General features: G+C 66.1%; 22 protein-coding genes. 19 read left to right on the plus strand and 3 right to left on the minus strand.

The annotated features are described in order from the left end of the window. Positions 1-72 precede the first annotated feature (72 nt). From AAG689_RS07355 to AAG689_RS07370, 4 genes are all read left to right on the plus strand, one after another. Complete coding sequence (locus AAG689_RS07355; RefSeq protein ID WP_406625390.1) at positions 73-687, plus strand: hypothetical protein; 615 nt, start codon at positions 73-75, stop codon at positions 685-687. Positions 688-689: 2 nt separating this feature from the next. Then, complete coding sequence (locus AAG689_RS07360) at positions 690-1,847, plus strand: phosphoadenosine phosphosulfate reductase family protein (RefSeq protein WP_406625391.1); 1,158 nt, start codon at positions 690-692, stop codon at positions 1,845-1,847. A 77-nt stretch (positions 1,848-1,924) separates the two neighbouring features. Next, positions 1,925-2,212 (plus strand): hypothetical protein, encoded by a 288-nt coding sequence (locus AAG689_RS07365; RefSeq protein WP_406625392.1) that lies wholly within the window; start codon positions 1,925-1,927, stop codon positions 2,210-2,212. Further along, positions 2,209-2,619, plus strand: coding sequence for a hypothetical protein (locus AAG689_RS07370; protein WP_406625393.1), 411 nt, complete (start codon positions 2,209-2,211; stop codon positions 2,617-2,619). Before AAG689_RS07365 ends, AAG689_RS07370 begins: the two co-directional genes overlap by 4 nt. Before the next feature lie 81 nt (positions 2,620-2,700). On the opposite strand, the gene AAG689_RS07375 is transcribed toward AAG689_RS07370, so the two are convergent. Then, the gene (locus AAG689_RS07375; RefSeq protein ID WP_406625394.1) at positions 2,701-3,018 is read right to left on the minus strand and encodes a hypothetical protein; all 318 of its coding nucleotides are present in this window, start codon (positions 3,016-3,018) and stop codon (positions 2,701-2,703) included. A 286-nt stretch (positions 3,019-3,304) separates the two neighbouring features. On the opposite strand from AAG689_RS07375, the gene AAG689_RS07380 reads away from it, so the two are divergent. The 11 genes from AAG689_RS07380 to AAG689_RS07430 all read left to right on the plus strand — a co-directional run bounded on the left by AAG689_RS07380 (position 3,305) and on the right by AAG689_RS07430 (position 11,545). Next, positions 3,305-3,979 (plus strand): tyrosine-type recombinase/integrase, encoded by a 675-nt coding sequence (locus AAG689_RS07380; protein WP_406625395.1) that lies wholly within the window; start codon positions 3,305-3,307, stop codon positions 3,977-3,979. Between the two features lie 66 nt (positions 3,980-4,045). Beyond that, on the plus strand, positions 4,046-4,546 hold the full coding sequence (locus AAG689_RS07385; protein ID WP_406625396.1) for a hypothetical protein: 501 nt from the start codon (positions 4,046-4,048) through the stop codon (positions 4,544-4,546). Positions 4,547-4,650: 104 nt separating this feature from the next. After that, on the plus strand, positions 4,651-6,417 hold the full coding sequence (locus AAG689_RS07390) for a PRTRC system ParB family protein (RefSeq protein ID WP_406625397.1): 1,767 nt from the start codon (positions 4,651-4,653) through the stop codon (positions 6,415-6,417). A 76-nt stretch (positions 6,418-6,493) separates the two neighbouring features. Continuing rightward, positions 6,494-6,973, plus strand: coding sequence for a PRTRC system protein E (locus AAG689_RS07395; protein WP_406625398.1), 480 nt, complete (start codon positions 6,494-6,496; stop codon positions 6,971-6,973). Positions 6,974-7,074: 101 nt separating this feature from the next. Then, positions 7,075-7,503 (plus strand): PRTRC system protein C, encoded by a 429-nt coding sequence (locus AAG689_RS07400; protein ID WP_406625399.1) that lies wholly within the window; start codon positions 7,075-7,077, stop codon positions 7,501-7,503. Next, a complete protein-coding gene (locus tag AAG689_RS07405; RefSeq protein WP_406625400.1) occupies positions 7,500-8,555 on the plus strand; it encodes a PRTRC system protein F in 1,056 nt (351 codons plus the stop codon). Before AAG689_RS07400 ends, AAG689_RS07405 begins: the two co-directional genes overlap by 4 nt. Positions 8,556-8,580: 25 nt before the next feature. Further along, a complete protein-coding gene (locus AAG689_RS07410; RefSeq protein WP_406625401.1) occupies positions 8,581-9,321 on the plus strand; it encodes a PRTRC system protein B in 741 nt (246 codons plus the stop codon). After that, a complete protein-coding gene (locus tag AAG689_RS07415) occupies positions 9,318-10,025 on the plus strand; it encodes a PRTRC system protein A (RefSeq protein WP_406625402.1) in 708 nt (235 codons plus the stop codon). Before AAG689_RS07410 ends, AAG689_RS07415 begins: the two co-directional genes overlap by 4 nt. Continuing rightward, positions 10,013-10,852 (plus strand): PRTRC system ThiF family protein, encoded by an 840-nt coding sequence (locus AAG689_RS07420; protein WP_406625403.1) that lies wholly within the window; start codon positions 10,013-10,015, stop codon positions 10,850-10,852. Before AAG689_RS07415 ends, AAG689_RS07420 begins: the two co-directional genes overlap by 13 nt. A 5-nt stretch (positions 10,853-10,857) precedes the next feature. Beyond that, complete coding sequence (locus AAG689_RS07425) at positions 10,858-11,067, plus strand: hypothetical protein (RefSeq protein ID WP_406625404.1); 210 nt, start codon at positions 10,858-10,860, stop codon at positions 11,065-11,067. Between the two features lie 130 nt (positions 11,068-11,197). Next, positions 11,198-11,545, plus strand: a complete 348-nt coding sequence (locus tag AAG689_RS07430) for an H-NS family nucleoid-associated regulatory protein (protein ID WP_406625405.1) — start codon at positions 11,198-11,200, stop codon at positions 11,543-11,545. A 20-nt stretch (positions 11,546-11,565) separates the two neighbouring features. On the opposite strand, the gene AAG689_RS07435 is transcribed toward AAG689_RS07430, so the two are convergent. Beyond that, the gene (locus AAG689_RS07435; protein ID WP_406625406.1) at positions 11,566-12,540 is read right to left on the minus strand and encodes a phage integrase N-terminal domain-containing protein; all 975 of its coding nucleotides are present in this window, start codon (positions 12,538-12,540) and stop codon (positions 11,566-11,568) included. 1,336 nt (positions 12,541-13,876) lie between these two features. On the opposite strand from AAG689_RS07435, the gene AAG689_RS07440 reads away from it, so the two are divergent. Genes AAG689_RS07440 through AAG689_RS07455 form a run of 4 tightly spaced genes read left to right on the plus strand, consistent with a single transcriptional unit; the run spans position 13,877 to position 16,179 of the window. Further along, positions 13,877-14,908 carry a PRTRC system protein D gene (locus tag AAG689_RS07440; protein WP_406625407.1) on the plus strand — a complete coding sequence of 344 codons (1,032 nt, stop codon included), beginning with the start codon at positions 13,877-13,879 and terminating at the stop codon, positions 14,906-14,908. Continuing rightward, positions 14,905-15,186 carry a hypothetical protein gene (locus AAG689_RS07445; RefSeq protein ID WP_406625408.1) on the plus strand — a complete coding sequence of 94 codons (282 nt, stop codon included), beginning with the start codon at positions 14,905-14,907 and terminating at the stop codon, positions 15,184-15,186. Before AAG689_RS07440 ends, AAG689_RS07445 begins: the two co-directional genes overlap by 4 nt. A 7-nt stretch (positions 15,187-15,193) precedes the next feature. Beyond that, positions 15,194-15,646: a CFI-box-CTERM domain-containing protein gene (locus AAG689_RS07450; protein ID WP_406625409.1), complete on the plus strand. Its 453-nt coding sequence runs from the start codon at positions 15,194-15,196 to the stop codon at positions 15,644-15,646. Further along, complete coding sequence (locus AAG689_RS07455; protein ID WP_406625410.1) at positions 15,634-16,179, plus strand: PD-(D/E)XK nuclease family protein; 546 nt, start codon at positions 15,634-15,636, stop codon at positions 16,177-16,179. Before AAG689_RS07450 ends, AAG689_RS07455 begins: the two co-directional genes overlap by 13 nt. 283 nt (positions 16,180-16,462) lie before the next feature. Here the strand turns inward: AAG689_RS07455 and AAG689_RS07460 are convergent, their stop codons facing one another. Further along, positions 16,463-17,041 (minus strand): hypothetical protein, encoded by a 579-nt coding sequence (locus tag AAG689_RS07460; RefSeq protein WP_406625411.1) that lies wholly within the window; start codon positions 17,039-17,041, stop codon positions 16,463-16,465. Positions 17,042-17,258: the final 217 nt, after the last annotated feature.

Genomic DNA, 17,258 nt, shown 5'->3' on the forward strand with positions numbered 1-17,258 from the left:
TGTACGTTCTGGGAGCAGAGTAGCTGAAAAACCTGCTCTTGTGCATGCGGGGTTCGATGGGAACCTGGACACATGAACACCCCGACATCTTCCCCAATCGGGCCGCTGTACCACGGCACCCGCGCCGCGAGCGCACGTAGCATCCTGCGCGATGGATTCCGGCGCTCGGCTTCGCGCAGCTACACCGGCACGGGTGTCTGCCTCAGCGAGGCGATCACCGTGGCCTACGAGTACGGCATGTACGAGACGGGCGGCTGCGTGCTGGAGGCCCGGCTGGCACCGATGGCGTGCTGGACTGACCGGATCGACGGCGAGGACGGCCGATGCACCACCGGCGAAGCCTGGGATTGGTTCTTTGCGTGCACGCGCCACGATGCGGTGCGCAGCTTCGGCGGCAACGTCTGGGTGGTCTGGAACCCGGCCGTCCTGGTGTCGGTGCGCAGGCTGTCACACCGTGAGGCGATCCGCCGGCTGTGCGCTGCGTTCGACGAGGACGGCCCGGACTGCGGCTACAACGGCGTCGCCTCGGAATACGCCGCCATCTGGTGGGGCGGCGAAGCGCTGGACCCGAACCTGACGCGCTTCCCCGAGGAAGAAAAGCGGCTGCGGCAGTCCCTGCAGCGCTTCGTCGGCCGCAGTCGGTCGGCGCTCGCCGCCACGCTTTGCGCGCAGTCGGCAGGGGCTTGATCGTGCAGCAGATCGAACTGCCCGGGCTGGCGCTGGCAGTGCCGAAGGCGCCGGCCTTGTCCGGTGTCGCGGTGCCGGCGCGCTTCGGCATCGCGCTCGACCCGATGATCGATCTGGCGCTGGCGGGCCATGCGCCGGTCTACGTGGGCGTGAGCGGCGGCAAGGACAGCCAGGCCCTGGCCTACCGTGTCAGGGAGCATCTAGACGCCATCGGCCATACCGGCGTGCGCGCGCTGATCCACGCAGATCTCGGGCGCATCGAGTGGCGCGACTCGGCGCCGGTGTGCGAGCGGCTGGCCGAGCGTCTCGGCTGGGAACTCGTGACGGTGCGCCGCCCGGCAGGCGACATGGTGGACCGTTGGCTGTCGCGCTGGGCGGCCAACGTCGAACGCTATCGAACCCTGTCGTGCGTGAAACTGATCATGCCCTGGAGTTCGGCGGCTCAGAGGTTTTGCACCAGTGAGATGAAGTCCCAAATCATCGCCCGCGCGATCCGTGCACGCCACCCCGGCGGGCCGGTGGTTTCGGCGGTCGGGTTGCGTCGGGACGAGAGCGCGGCGCGGGCACGCCGGCCGGTGGCCAAGCAGGACGCCGGGCTGACGCGAGTGCGGGTTGTGGGGCTCGCCTGGAACGCCATCCTCCACTGGCCGCGACAGGACGTGCTCGACTACATCGCCCGGTGCGGCGGGGTACTGCACGAGGCGTACCGGATCTACGGCAGCACCCGCGTGTCCTGCGCCTTCTGCGTGCTCGCCTCACGTGGCGACCTGCGGGCGTCGGCGCGCTGCGAGGACAATGCGGCGGTCTACCGCGAACTGGTCGAACTCGAAGCGGGCAGCACCTTTTCGGTCCAGCCGGGCCACTGGCTGGGCGATGTCGCGCCGGAACTGCTCACCGCCGAACTGGGGTCGCAGCTTGTCGAAGCGAAGGAGCGGGCCGCGCAGCGGCAGGCCGTCGAAATGGAGATTCCCGCGCATCTGCTCTACGAGGCGGGTTGGCCGACGTGCCTGCCGACACTCGCGGAGGCGCGGCATCTCGCGTCGGTGCGCCGGCGCATCGCGCAAGTGGTCGGGATCGCCGCTGACTGCCTGGACGGTGAAGCGGTCCAGGCCCGCTATGCCGCGCTGATGCAGGAGCGCGTGCAACGACGGTCGGCATGAGCCACCGCAAGCCGTCAGGCCGGCTTGACGTCCGCCCGCAAACTGGATATCTTATTGATATCCAAAAGGAGTCTCCCATGCCTTCCCGCAACACTGTGAACCAGATCGCCTTCCGCTACCGCTCGGTGGACAGCGCCACCGGCGTCACGCGGGAGACCGCCAAGCGTCTGGCCGAGCACCTCGGCGTCGACGAGACGCAGGCGATCCACCGCGCGCTGCATGAACTGGCCGTGCGGGTGCTGCCGCAGTACGAGGCCGACGACGGTCCGCTGACGGTCGCCCAAATCCGCCAGATCAAGAAGCGGGTTCCGCAGGGAGAAAAGCGTTCGGTACGGTCGAGCCTGTTCGACATGGAGACGGCGTGATCCATCCGTGGTGGGGCGAACCCACCGCTGGCGAGATCGTCTGGTGTCATTTCCCCGATGACGTTCATCCCCGGCCGAAGCCTCGGCCCGCGTTGATTCTGGCTGTGTTCGACGACGACGCGTCGCAGTTCACGGTGCGGGTCGCTTATGGCACCAGCCAGCGCACGACGACGCTGTATCAGGGCGAGTTTTCCATCCTGCGCGAGCGCAACCCGGCCGCATATGCGGCCGCAGGGTTGAGCTACGACACCAAGTTCAACCTCAAGCGCGCCCTGGATCTGCCCTATAGCGCCGAATGGTTCTCGGTGCCACCCGCCGCCCCCCACGGGCAGACGCCCAAGCTGGGTGTGCTGCACCCCTCTTTGGTCCGCGCGGTTCAGGCTGCTTTCCGCGCCGCTTCCGAATGACCGGCTGAGGCCGGTCGCCATCGCTCTCCCATTACCCCGGCATCCCGCAGCGCGGATGCCGCCGCGGACTTTCACCTGCGTTCAGTTTAGGTGCTGGTGGGTCAGCTGCCGGAACGGGGGGCGCAGCGTACGGCTTGGATCGACCGCCAACACCTCGCACCGCCCGCTGGGCCATAGCAGTTCGCCGCGGGTGCCATCGACCGTCAGTACGGCGCGATCGAAGATGCGTTTCGACGGCTGGCCGCTGCTGACCACTTCCAGCGACGTGACCGTGTTGCCCTCGATCCAGAGCCATCGGCTCTCTTGCTCCGGGGGCAGGTCGGGCCGCGCCAGCTCGATCTCGGCGAGGCTGCCGTGGGCGGCGTCGAGCAGCTGGAGGATGGTGTGGTGGACGGACATGGGCAGGAGAAAACCGGGAGGCAGGACAGGCCCCCCCATTGTCCCCAAGGCGCAGGGTGGAGCGAGGTATCGAGGGGGCCGCAGGCGAAATCCCACCCAATCAGCCGCCATTGCGCGTGGCGGCCGTGCGTGGATCGGGAGATGCTGGGGAGCGCGTTCGTATCGCCGCTGTCCGTGTCCGAGGTGTCTCACCGGGACGCACGGGGTTGAGCGCCGCGTCACGCGTGTTTTCATGAAACCGCGAGTTCGGGCCGGTCGCGTCCGACGCATCGGGAAGGAGTTGAAGATGGTGACCAGAACGGGATGTGATGGTGCCGCCGGTGGCGGCTCCCACCTGCAAACGCCCCGGCGTTACGCCGCGCTCCGGCGCTTGCGGATCAGGCCGACGTTGCGGGCCAACGATCTGCCTTATCAGGAAATCGGCGCTTTCGTGCTCGGCGTGCGGCAGGAGCAGGGCGTCGTCGCGCGAGTGTTGGAATTCATGGTGCTCACCGTCAGTCGTCTGGAAGAAGCCTGCCAGGCCGCATGGTGCGAGTTCGATTTCCAGGCGCGGGTCTGGACGATTCCGGCCGAAAGGTTCAAGAGCGGCAAGGTGCATCACGTGCCCCTGGGCGACGCGGCCATCGCGGTGCTCGAACAGGTTCGCGGCTGCGATCCGACCTGGGTGTTTCCGGGTATCGGGAAGGAGAGGGGCCGGCATCTGGCGTTCAAGAAACTGCTCGACCGCCTCGAGTGGCCCGTCACTGCGCTATATGGGGCACGCACGGCCTTCCGGGACTGGGCGCAGGCCCGGACGCAGTACCTTGAAACCAGGGCGGCCGTGGCCCGGTGCCTGGGGCACAAGACCGCAGGGCAGGAAGCGCCGATCGCCAACTACGCCCATCCCGACCGCTTCGAGGACTGCCGCGCCCTGATGGAGGACTGGGCGCGCTGGTGCGCAACGGTGCGGCCCGCCCGCTGAGTCGATAGCCTTGAAGCCCGCATGCCGCATGAAAGCATGGCCGCATCGTTTCAAGGAGACCCGACGATGACGACCTACCTGACCGCGATGGCCTCGGCCCTGGCCATGCGCGACCTCTGCCAGCGGCAGATCGACAACAATCGCCCCCTCGACAGTCTCATCCTCGATGCCATCGTGGAGCGGGTGACGCGGGACACGGCGGCCTTGCTGCCGTGTGCGGATGACGTGTTCCAAGGCATCGCCCAGGCCATTCAGGCGCAAAGCGAATGCACAGCAGCCGACGCCTTTGTGCAGGTGCTGCACCTTTTGGACGCCAAGAGCTTGTTCGCCTATACGCGGTGGCGGCACGGCGGCTGGTACGTGGTGGGGGTCCGCTATCCTAACGGGGCCTGCGGTTGCGTGAGCAATAACTATCCCGACAAGAAATGGCGGATCGTCTGCGACAGGCGAAGACAGGGCTTGAATGAGCAAGGCGACGTGATCTTCCGCTCGCGCGACGATGCGGCGCGTGCAGAGCAAGTGCTGGCGCTGGAGGCTTGGACGGCGGCGGTTCGCTCGCCGGACTGACCGATGTTTCCGAGAGCTTGTCCCGCTGCGTAACGCCCTTGAAAGCGTGCGGTGCGGCGGGACTATGACTGCATCGCAACCGATGCAGCCAGCCAGGAGAAACCATGACACTGCCCATTCAGCCCACCTTGAAGATCCGCCAGATCGTTCAAGGCAAGAACCCCCGCGAATACTTCGACCCGGCCGAAATGGCCGAACTCGAGGAAAGCATCCGTGCCCTCGGCGTGATCGAGCCCATCGTGGTTCGGCCCATTCCCGGTAGCGATCTCTACGAGATCATCGCTGGCGAGCGCCGCTGGCGCGCCGCCAAGAACGTGTTCGGTGACGACTACGACATGCCGATCACCTTCAAGGCGGTTGGCGATGCCGATGCCGAGGCGATGGCGGTCAGCGAAAACTACCACCGCGCCTCGATGTCGGCGGCCGAGGAAGCCCGCGCCGCGCAGCGCCAGCTACACCGCAACCACGGCGACCGCGAGGAAACCGCCCGCGCCATGGGCTGGTCGCCCGATGTGCTGGATCGCCGGCTGGCGCTGCTGACCTGCACCCCCGAGGTGCTCAAGGCGCTGACCGAGCGGCGCATCCAGATCGGCCACGCCGAACTGCTGGCGGGCATCGCGCCCGACAAGCAGGACAGCGTGCTTGCCGGCATCGTCACGCACAAGGTGACGGTCGCGGTGCTAAAGGCCCAACTCGGGAAATTCGCCCGCAAGCTGGCCGACGCGATTTTCGACACCGCGCCCTGCGTGTCTTGCCCGCACAACTCGGCCCGGCAGGCCGGCCTGTTCGTGGAATCCCTGGGCGAGGGCTATTGCCAGCATCCGAGCCATTTCGAGGAACTGACGCAGCAGGCCGTTCAGGCCCGGGCCGACGCGCTGCGCGACGAGTACCCGGTGATCCGCATCGTGAAGGCGTCCGACGGCTTCGCGCCGCTGCCGGTGGGAGCGGATGGCGATCTCGGGGTGGGCGAATCGCAGTACGCCGCCTGCCAGGGATGCCAGTCCTTCGGCTGCGCCGTCTCGGCGATGCCGGGCAGCTATGGGCAGGTGACGGCTTCGCTCTGTTTCGACGCGGCCTGCAATAGCCAGAAAGTCGCCCTGTGGCGCAAGGCGCAGCGCGAGGCATTGCAGGAGGACACGCTCGCCGCCGATGCGGCCATGAAGCCCGGAACGTCCCGTACCGCCAAACCGACCCGCGCCAAGCCCGCCGCCAAGGCCTCCAACCAGACCCCGCAGCGTGTCGTCTCGCACCGCCTGTCCGAGTGGCGCAAGTGGACCGCCCGCGCGCTGATGAAGCAGCCGCAGCGCAACCAGCGCGTGCTGATCGCGCTGGCGCGCTACGGCCATGCCGGAGATGCACGGGTGATCGAGTACGGCGTGGCGATGAATCGGATTGCGGGCGGGTGGACCAGCGAATCCGGCTGGGGGCTGGCGTCGCACCTGTCGCGGGCCGACCAGCTCGCGCCCGAGCACCTGGACCCGTTGGTGCAGGCCGTCGCCGCGTCCGCCGCCTTCGGCGTGACCGAGCGCGACTTGCTGGCGCTGCTGAACTACCTGGAAGTGGAGGAGGCGGACTACTTCAAGTGGGACAAGGAATTTCTCGATCTGTTCACGATGAGCGAACTGGAAAGCCTCGCCGGGGAAGTCGGTTTGAAGAAGGCGATGGGCTCGCGCTTCAAGGTCGTGCGGGCGGCGCGCAAGCCGGAGTTCATCGCGGCACTGCTCGGCGTCAACAGCTTCGCCTACCAGGGCACGGTGCCCGCCGTGATGCGCTACCCCCGGCAGTCCTTGGGCGGCGCGGCCCGGCCCGAGGGCCATCGCGCCAGCCTCGCGCAGGCCGAGCAGGAGGCGCTGGAAGCCGAACCCGCGTGACGATGCAGGCCCTGGACGCGGCAGTACCGGGGCCTAGCATGGACGCATGCCCCTGAACCCTTCAAGGAGACCCCAGATGACGATGTTCGAGGAACTGTATGCGCTGGCGCTGAACGCCACGCTGACGATGACGGTGAGCGCCGACGAGAAGTCCGGGCGGCTGACGGTCAATGTCATCCCCAAGCCCCGCGCCGACGCAGCCGAACCGGCGCTCGCGCAGCCATTGAGCCTGACGGCCACGCCGCAGGAGTTCGATACCGGCTTCATCGACGCCTTGTGCGGCTACCGCGAGACGCGCCAGAGCCTCGCGCAGCAGGTCGAGGCGACCAAGGAAGTGATCGAGGCGGCGAAGGCCGCATCCGTGAAGAAGGCCAGCGAGGCGACGGCCAAAGCCAGCGCCGCAAAGGTTGCGCCCAAGCCTGCGCCCGCCGCTTCCAGTCCCGCGCCTGCGCTCGCATCCACCGATGACGATGACGATGGCGGCGACACCCCGGCATCCGGGTTTGTCGCCGCCCCCGCTGCGGCCAGCGGCGACTCCTTCGACCTGTTCGGCTGAAGGCGCAATGGCGGGTTGAAAGCGGCGGACGCACTGAGAAACTGATCCGTAAGGCGGTCGTGGGGACCGCCGCTACCCACCGACACAAGGAGAGCGACACCATGTCGATTGAAGTCAGTCCCATCGTGCGGACGTTCACCTACCAAGGCATCATGCTGCCGGACGTGCCCGGCCTCGCGCCCGGCGAAGTGCGCAACCTCTACAGCGCGCAGTACCCCGAACTCATCAGCGCCGAAATCGACGGTGGGGAAGTCGTCAACGGGCGGCAGGATTACACCTTCCGCAAGGCGGTCGGCGTCAAGGGGGCCACGCGCAGCGGCGGGCGGCTCGCCGCGCTGCGCCAACGCGTGCAGGACGAGGCCGAAGGCCGCAGCGGTTCCGACCCCCGGCTTGACCTTGCCCTGACGCGGCGGGTATCCCAGGCCTGCGCACAGGCGTGGAGCGGTTTCGCGGAACTGGACAACGCCCGGCATGCGAATGCCCGCGCCGCCGTCACCATCACCAGCGACATGCTCGCGCCGCTGCCATGAACGCCGTCCACCAGCCGTCTCCAGCGTCCGCCATGCCGCTGACGCTGCCCCGCCTGTCGGGCGCGGTGCCGCGTACCGTGGTGCCGGGCGTGCTGGCGGCGGCGAACACGCGCATCGCTCGCTTCCTGATCGACGCGGGCGTGTTCGGCGAAGCGGATATTCCCGAGTCCTGGGACGATTCCCTGCGGGCGTGCGAGCAGGCCATCGCCGCCCGCATCCGCTGCGAGATCGGACCGCTGCATTGCCTGCGGCCCGGTTTCGGGATGCACGTGCTCGACGCGGACGGCTTCCCCATCGGCGGCTACAGCGTGGGCCGGGCTTCCGACAAACCCCGCGTCTATACCGCCGTTGAGGTCTATTGGGGGGAAACCAGCGAGCAGGCATGGCCGGTCGGGCAGCGGCTGCAAGCCTTGGAGGCAGCCCTGCCGGGCCTGGGCCGCACGGTCCTGCAGGCATTGCGAGAGGGCTGCGCCCAGGTGTATCCGCTGTTCACGCCCGACATCGCCTGCGACGTGGCCAGCATGATCTACTGGTGCGGCGAGGAAAACGAGGAAATCGCCCTGGACATGAACTGCGGCGGTGACGAGGAAGAACGCGAGGCCATGCGCCGCGACATGCTGACCCGCGCCGAATTGGACGATACCTATCCTGAATGGGCACGGCAATGGATGGGGCGGACGGCGAAGAAGCGCCCCGGCCGCTGCAGCCTGCGCCGTGCCGTCAAGACCCTGACCGACCCCGGCCTGCGCCAGATCGCCGCCGATGCGCTGTCGCTGTCGCGGCTGCAATGCGATGACACGTTCCGCCCCGAGATCGAAGGCGAGTACGTGGGGTTCGGTGCCGTCCTGTCCTGGGAGGACGGCGACCTGACCACGCGCATCTACGACGACTTGCTGCAACTGGCCCACCAGAGTGAGTTCTGTGAGCGCATGGGCGAATTCACCATCGCGCTGAACGACCCCGGCGCACTCGGCGCATGGGTGCGGGCGATGCGTCCGCGCTTCCGGGCCATCGGCCTGATCGACCGCTTGATTCACCAACTCGCGGGCTGAGACTGTGTTCAGGAGGCCATCGACCATGAACGAAGCGGAATTCCATATCCACGCGCCATCGGACGGCGTGCTGGCGCTCGACGCCGCTGTGCTGATCTACCGAGGCGCATCCGGCGGCGCGCTGGCCACGCTGCATGACGTGCATCACGTGGATGGCGAGGCCGTCATCGGCGCGGGCCAGCCGATGACGCCGCGCAAGGCCATCGAACTGTCGCGGGCGTTGCTCAAACGCGTCGCCCACGGCGGCTTCCTGCCTGCCAACGTGCTCTATATGGACGGTGACTTGATTCTCTGGTGGGAGCCTCCGGCGCGGCGGCATGTCACCTTCCGGGTCGCCGACAGCCACGCCGACCTGTTCGGCGGCAGGGAGCGTGGCGAATCGGTGCCGCATCCGGGTTTGATCTTCGCCGCATCCACCCGCGTTTGGCGGGTGTGGGCCGTCAAGGGCCGCGAGCGTCCGACGCCGCAGACAGCGCTCTACCAGGCTCCGTATTTCAACGTCGACGGGCAGGGCCAGATTTGCCAGGGCAATGTGCCCCGGCCCGAAGGCACGACCATCGACAAGATCCAGACCTGGAACGACGCCTTTTTCCGTTCCTACTTCACCCACCCCAACGTCCCGGCCAAGCTGGTCAAACACCGGGGCGGCGCCTATGCCTTCTGGCGCGAACTGCTCGACGGCCGATTCGAGCGATTCCCGGAGCGCGTGCTGGTGCCCGCCAAGAGCACCCTCGGGGCGCTACTCGGTATGAAGGAGAAACCATGATGGACCCGCGCGATGTTGCCTTGCAGGCCAGTTGCCCGGTCGTGACCGCGCCCCGCTTTGGAGAACTGTCGGAGATGGCCAACGGCCAGCGCCTGATCGTTGCCGCCAATGGCCTGTTCGTGCAGGTGCGCCTGGATTGGCTGGATTGCGTTCAGCGGCTCACACCGGCCATCGGCCTGCCGCTGCCCTATGGCCCGCTGGATGAACGGCTGCGGTTCGCCTTCGGCGTGCTGCCCATCCGGCTCATCGAGGCGTTCGTGGACGCGGGCCGCAAGGGGCTGCCTGACGAAGTCGCCGGTGTGCTGATCTACCAGCGGTCCACGCGCAGCCTGCGGCTGGCTCTGTGCGAGCCGCTGTACGCCTCGCCGGGCCGTATCGAGTACCGGCGTCCCGCGATGGCGGACGACGAAACGGTCGCGGTCGATCTGCACACCCACGGGTGCGGCCTGCCGTTCTGGTTGGCGGACGACGATCGCGACGACCAGGGCATCAAGGTCGCTGGCGTGTTCGGATGCCTCCATCGGCCCAGGCCGCTGGCCGAGTTCCGGCTGGTGCTCAATGGGCGGTACAAGGCGCTGCCCCATCCTTGGCAGGCCGTGCCTGGGAAAGCGGTCGATGCGGACCTCGACCCCGGCCTTGAGCCGGGCCTGATGCACCGGATACTGAAACGGTGGCATACGAGAGGACTTCCATGGAACACCTGATCGACCCCAATCTCATCGACCGCCGCGTCACTGTGCATCTGGTGGGTGTGGGCGGCAACGGCGCGCAGATGGCGGCCTGTCTGGCACGGCTGGACATCGCCATGCGCGCCCTCGGCCACCCCCACGGCCTGCACGTCACGGCCTTCGACGCCGACCGCGTGAGCGAGGCCAACGTGGGGCGGCAACTTTACAGCGCCGTTGACGTGGGTCGCCACAAGGCCATCGTCACCATCCACCGGCTCAATCAGTTCTACGGCCTGGACTGGCAGGCGCAGCCTCTGCGCTACGAGGCCTACCAGGAGAGCCGCAGCCTGCGCCAATCCTGCGACCTGATGATTAGTTGCGTGGACAGCCGGGCGGCGCGGCGCACCCTGCACGAACTGACATTTGATGCCTACGCGGGCTGTCCGTACTGGCTCGACCTCGGCAATACCGAGGCGACCGCACAGGTTGTCCTGGGGCAGCCGCTGGGCAGGCGTGCGGAGCGCAGGGCGGGCCGGTGCCCGCGCCTGCCTTGCGTCACCGAACTGTTCCCGGAACTGCTGGACGACACGACACCCGAGGACAACCAGCCGTCCTGCTCGGTCCGCATGTCGCTGGCGTCCCAGGGGCTGTTCGTCAACGATGTGGCCGTGCGGTTCGCGGCGCAGATGCTCTACGAACTATTCTCGAAAGGACGGCTGTCGGCGCATGGCGTGGTCATCAATCTGGACTCGAAGCGTACCGGCCCGATAGAGGTCGATCCCCGCACCTGGGCTCGGTTCGGCTTCCATGCCGAGGACGCCGAGGAATCTCAACAACCCCAAGAAACAGCGATGACGGAGTAAATGGCATGAGCATGAAGCAATGGAATGTGCGCGTGGAACGCGGCGGCGAAGCGGTGCATATCGGGCAGGTAGCTGAAACCACGGAAGCCCTGGCGCGGTGCGCCGCGCTGTCGCGCTACGGCGTTTCCGAAGATGAAGTCGAAGCCGGTGGCGTCAGGCCGCGCGGCGAGGCCATCTATCCCGACGAGGCGTTCGAGGTTTCGCCCGCGCTGTAGGGATGGACGCCGGTATCGGCGGCGTGCCGAGAATGGGCCTTGGCGCTGGCAGGTTACTATTACTTGGTAGGAGGCATGGGACGGCTGCTCTCTATGCCTCGCAGATTGCCCTTCGTGACGACAAGGTTCTATGGCCCGAAAACTCACTATCCTCGAAATCAACCAGCAGATCGCCAAGCTGCAACAGCAGGCCGACGAGGTCAGGCTTGCCGAGAAAGCGGAAGTCGTGGCCCGCATCAGGAAGGCCATCCCGGTCTACGGCATCACGCCGGTCGATCTGTTTGACGCGCCCGCCAAGCGAGGAGGGCGCAAAGCCAGCGGGAAGGCGACCGTGAAGGACGAATCCAAGCCTACAAGGACGGGGCGCATCAAGTACCGGGACGATGCAGGCCATACCTGGTCGGGCTACGGTCGCAAGCCGCAATGGCTTGTTGCCGCGCTGGCCAGCGGCAAGACCGAAGCCGACCTGCTCGCCTGAACCACCGCCCTCGCGGCGCATCACGTGCTCGGCTGGCGCGGCAGGACCGCGCCGATGTACGCGCCCGAGGCGCGCATCCTCGAATGGCCGGCTCGTTCGGCCACCGCCAGTCTGGCGGCACGATCCACGTCCGCCGGCACCGGTCCCCCGCCGCGCACTGGCGAGGCACTGCCTGACTGGCTCTCGTAGAAGTCGTTCAGGTTGCCATGCCGCAGGCCATGCCCTGTGACGCCAGCCTGCCGCCGCGTGATCCCGAATTTCTCCAAGGCGTAGTCCAACCGGCGCAGGTTGCGCTCGAGGCTGTGGGCCGGGTGGCCCATGTGTGCATCGCGGCTCGTGACCAGTGAGCGCGCCAGCGCCACCGCCGACCGCTGTTCGGGCGTCTCCAACGCCACCCACCGAACGCGCCCGCCTTTTCCTTTCACCCACACATACTCATCCGCCTTGCACTTGTCCATTGGTAGCCCGGTCTGCTCGAAGGGCATGACGTGTTCGTAGGGCCGGAACATCACGGATTCCTTGCGACGCAGCGCCAAGGTGTGCATGAGGCGCAGCGAGGCGGCCACGCGTGCGTCGAACACGGCCACCTCGGCCAGCTTCGCTTCTACGTCCACCCCTTGCGCGGCCCAGCCCTTGTCGCGCTGCGCGTATTCGTGCCGCTCGTATTCCTCCAGGCTCAGGCCGTAGTGGGCGGGGCCACGCACGAAGCCGGGCTTGTCGAGCCAGGACGCGAGTCCGCGCAGGAAGCTCAGGTAAGTCTGGATGGTCGCCGGTGCCAACTGCTCGCGCTGCCACACCTGCACCATCGCATGCACATGCTTCTGGCCCAGGTTGCGCGGGTCGGGCGGTGTGCGGAACCCGGCCTTACGCTGGAGGTCGCGGAAGAACTGCCGCAGGAAGCGTGCCCGCTCGTGGCGTGTCTTGTGTGAGACGGTTTTCTCCCGGGCCGTGTGCTGGCTGTTGAACAGCGTGATGAGCACGTCGAGCACTTTCATCGGATCGGCCCTGCCAGGCTGGTAGCGTGCCAGCACTTCCTTCGGTGACTTTCCCACCCAGTCCTGGCGGCGGGGCGGGTCAGAGCCTCGGATGCGGCCAGGGCTTACCGGGTCGACGGTGCCTGGGCGTGAGATGCGGGGCATAGCAGTTCTCCATCAAAGGATCGGCCCACCGCCCGAACGGCTCGCCGGCTGGAATCGAAGGGCTCGCCGCAGCGGACGGATTCCGTCATCCGCTGCGGCGCGTGGTCTGGCGATTGCCGGCGACGCGCGACCACGGTGTCGCGCCGCCTCCCCAAGGGTTGTGCCGGGTGCGCTTGCACGCGCCGGCTCGGTCGGTCTTAAAAATGAAAACGTGATCCAACTCCGCCCGCGCATTTCTGCGACCACGGAGGGGGTTGACGCGCAACCGCCTCTAAGGGCGTGCTGCCGCGTCGGCGCGAAGGTCTGGCCTCGCGCCCGCTTGGGGGATCAGTCCTGGTGTGCGTAGCGCCATCCGCTCGCATGGGGCCACCCCTGACCGAAAGTCCAGGGCGGTGTCGAGCGTCTGAGCGGGGACCAGCAGGGAGCCCATGAGGGCAAACACAACTGCTGGCGGCGTGAAACACGCGTGCTCGGTGATGGCGGGATCGGGAGTCGGCATCGGGTGCCGGTCCGGGAGATCGACGGTCTTGACGCGCTTCGGGGAGCGCCCAGCCGCATGGCTGGCGATGGTCAGAGGCCTGTTCACTACGAAAGGAAACCTCGGGGCGGTCGCCTCGGGGGCGACGGCCACCCCGGCTCGTGGCTGGGGCTTGAAGGGCAGGTAACGACTGCGACGCCTTTTGCTCCATCAAGGAGCGGGCCAAGGGTGGCCCTCGGGAGTCTGTAGTGGATGACGAAAGCGGGTTGCGCGTCAACGGCCGTGCGGTAGTGCGACGACATGGGACGTCGGTTCGCCCTGGCGCTTGCGGCAACGCGACGGCGTGATAGGGGCGATCTAGCGTCCCAAACGCCCGCAGAGCGTGTCTGCGCGCGGGCTTGACAAGGGAATGCTCTGCCTCTGGTCCCGGATGAGGGTCTCAAGACGCTGGAGGGGGTAACGCGACGGCGTGCGTTGGCGCGGCGCGGGCGGGGTTGACGAGTGTCGAAGTGGTGAGACCGTGGTGACACGCGCACGATTTGCAGCGGAAAAAACCGGCGGTGGATGTCAGTGCGGTGTCGCCGCGATCCCTGTGGAGTGACAGCCGAGAGCCGCCGATGCCGAAACCCGGTCCATTCCGTGCGGATTGCGCGTGGCGTGGCCGCGTCGGTTTGCCGATGCTGGCTGACAACTTTCTTCACCAGGAGCACTCTTATGGAATTGATCGTCCGAGCCGTGGATGTCGGATCCGGCAACACCAAATTCGTCACTGGCGTCGCAGGGGCCGACATCCGCTGCGCCAGCTTCCCCTCCGTGGCTTATCCGTCCAGCGGCGAGACGCCGCACTGGCCGGCCAGCGAACGGCGCAAGACCGTCTGCATCCCGGTCGGGCCGCTGTTCTACGAGGTTGGCCCCGATGTGGGCCTGGCGGCCGACACTTTTCGCGCCAAGCAGCTGCACGACGACTACATCGACTCGCCCGAGTACATGGCGCTGTTGCGCGGCGCGCTGAGCCTCATGAAGGTGCCGCACATCGACCTGCTGATCGTCGGCCTACCGGTGGCGTTGTTCACCCTCAAGAAGACGGCGCTCGAAAAGGCCATGACGGGCAGTCATCCGGTCGGCAACGGCAAGACCGTGACGGTCGCCAAGGCGATGGCCGTGGCCCAGCCCCAGGGGGCGCTGGTCCACTATGCCGCCGAGCACGAGAAGATGGCGAGCATCGGCAACGAGCAGAGCCTGGTGATCGATCCCGGCTCGCGCACCTTCGACTGGCTGGTCACGCGCGGCATGCGCCTGGTGCAGAAGCAGTCGAATTCGATCAACCGCGGCATGTCCGACGTCCTGCGGCTGCTGGCCGATGAGGTATCCAAGGACATCGGCACCCCGTACCGCGACTACGATGCGATCGACCTCGCGTTGCGCACGGGCAAGGCGCCGGTGATCTTCCAGAAGTCCTACGACATGAAGAAGCACCTGCCGTTGGCCGAGAGCGTGGCCCAACAGGCGGTCTCGACCATGCGGCAGTGGATCGAGACGCCGGAGAGCCTGCAGAACATCATCCTGGTCGGCGGCGGAGCTTTCCTGTTCAAGAAGGCGGTGAAGGCGGCTTTCCCGAAGCACCGTATCCACGAGGTCAAGGAGCCGATGTTCGCCAACGTCCGGGGATTCCAGGTCGCGGGGCAGAACTACGCAGCCACCACGCTGGCCACCAGCCGGGACCGTGGGGCAGGGGAAGTCGCATGAACGGGAAGACGCAACAGGAGCCGAAGCCGATTCGGCTGGTGTTCGAGCTGGCGCGCGCGGACAACCCTCGGCTGTATGACGAACTTGTGCGCTTTCCCCAGGGGGCGAAACGGGTCAACCGGTTGCGTGTGCTGGCATATGACGGGCTGCTCGCCCAGTACGGGGTTTTCACCTCGGTCGGGGCAGGGGGCGTACCGATTGCGACGCGGATTGACACGGCACCGGCAGGATCGGCCGCAGTGACCAACGCGGTTTTCGAACCTGGATTTTCCGAGTGAGGTGGTCATGGCACAACGTAGATCAGGCCGGCGTGGCGAGGTAAGCGCCACGGATTTGGCCAAGATGGGGTTCTGCGAGAAACGGGTGCAACTCGCGCATCTGTACGGCGAACGCACGACGGCCGAACAGCGCAAGGGTATGGCCCGTGGGCAGGCTGTGCATCAACGGTATTTCGAAGAGGGTGTGGCAGCCACCGCGGACCGCCGTTGCTTCGTGGCGACCTGCGTTTTCGGCCCCGACGCAGCGGAAACGCAGGTGCTTCGCACCTACCGCGATGTGGTGCTCACGCGACGACGCTGGGGACAGTGGGCGGTGGCAGCGTACTACCGGACTTCGCCGACTGTTTGCAGGGTTCTGGATCGTTCCCCTGTGATGGCGGCATGCGTGCGTGCGGTGCTGCGCATCGTGGTCGCAGGGTGCCGCAACACGCTGACCGGAGGTAAATCATGGAAAACCTGAGCTTTGTGGCATTGGGCGTGGCGTTGCTGCTGGTACTGATCTGGCGATGGGCCAGGAAGAGCGGGGCGGCCGAGCGGGCGTCGAGGCCCAGGGCGTTGGCCGGGGCCGAGCTGGTCTACATGGAGAAGCTCTTTCGCATTAAGGCCCCTATTCGATTGGTGGCAAAGGTCGATCGCGGATATCGGCTGCCGGGAGGTTCGCTGGTGCTGGTGGAGCTGAAGATCCGGCGGCAGGATCGCCCGTACCTGTCCGACGTCATCCAGCTGTCGGCGCAGCGGCTTGCGATTGAGGCGCAGACGGGAGAGGTCGTTGAGCCCTATGCGTTCGTTTCCATCCCCAAGTCCGGGCGCCTTGGAAAGGTCAAATCGCACCGTGTTTTGCTGTTGGATGCGGAAAGTGTCGCGCGCATCTACGAAAGGAGAGAGGCAGTTCTCGCAGGTGTAGTCGCCCCTTCTTACGCTTCGTCGGAGCGGGCGTGCCACGGATGTGCTTTACGGCCCATGTGCGATCGGTTCGCCAAAACCAGCAGATGATGGGTGCCCCAAGCCATCCAGTTGCTTCACCTCAAGATTGGAGTTGCTTGCGCTCAAGTTTTGACCTCTAACTGACCTTGGGCGCCAAGAAGAAAACTTCGCACGTATTCTGCCCTGGTGGCAACCAGGCAGCCATGGTTCGAAGGCCAGCCCCAGACGACGCCGGTGACTTTCGCGAAATCCGGTGTCCAGGCGATTCCGCGCATTCTTGCCTCGACAAATCCTGTATTCCACACCGTTGATCCACTGAGTCCCGGGGGGAGCGGCAGGTTCTTGTCACCAATTACGGTGGATGCCAGATCAGGTCGGTAGTCGATACCGAAATGAAACCGGGGGAGAAGCGGTTATCTTGCGGGAGTTCAACCTCCCGTGCGGTATAGCAAGTTCCGTTTGCAAGGAGCGTGTTGAAGTGGAAGGCCACATTGCTGCCTGAAAAACCGGTGAACGTGAGCAGTTCGGTTTCTACCGGAGCATGGCAGATGGAGATTTGGTCGATTTCAATGGCCTTTGACCCGTGTGGAGAGGTCGACCAGGCATCCATGGAGACAGGCAGGAGTGCAAGATCGAGCGGCGCTGGATATTCGCAGTGGTCGCCGACGACCCGCCGAATATCGTCTTGATCTTCGAATTGATATGCCAATATCCTGTTGTCGCTTCTGATGCACGCGACATGTTGGTTGGTGAGTATGGAAACCTGGCCGTCAAATCGCAAGTAGGAACCGCTTCCCCAGCCGGCTCCGTGACTCTCATGGTCCTCAAAAACCGCGACTCGATATTGCCGGAGATAAGCGGTCATCTCTCGGACGACACGTGGCATTTCGGCATTCCATTCGGCTTCAGTAAAGAGGAGGGATTGGGTCATGTTTTGGCTTTTCCAGTTATGGCCACGGAAACCTTGCTGGGGTAAAGTACAACGATTCTGTAGATCGAGCGTTTTGACGTCAGGTCGGTGGCGGTGAGTGACCCGTTGTGCCGTGTGCCAGTGGGCTTTGGTGAGACTTCATTAGACAGCGTGGGACTGGTTTGACGGTATCAAAGAAGGTGTCCGGGGCCCGTCAGCGCCGATACCGTCGAGGTAC

Source organism: Acidovorax sp. SDU_ACID1, from assembly GCF_045291395.1.
Lineage (GTDB): Bacteria > Pseudomonadota > Gammaproteobacteria > Burkholderiales > Burkholderiaceae_C > MR-S7.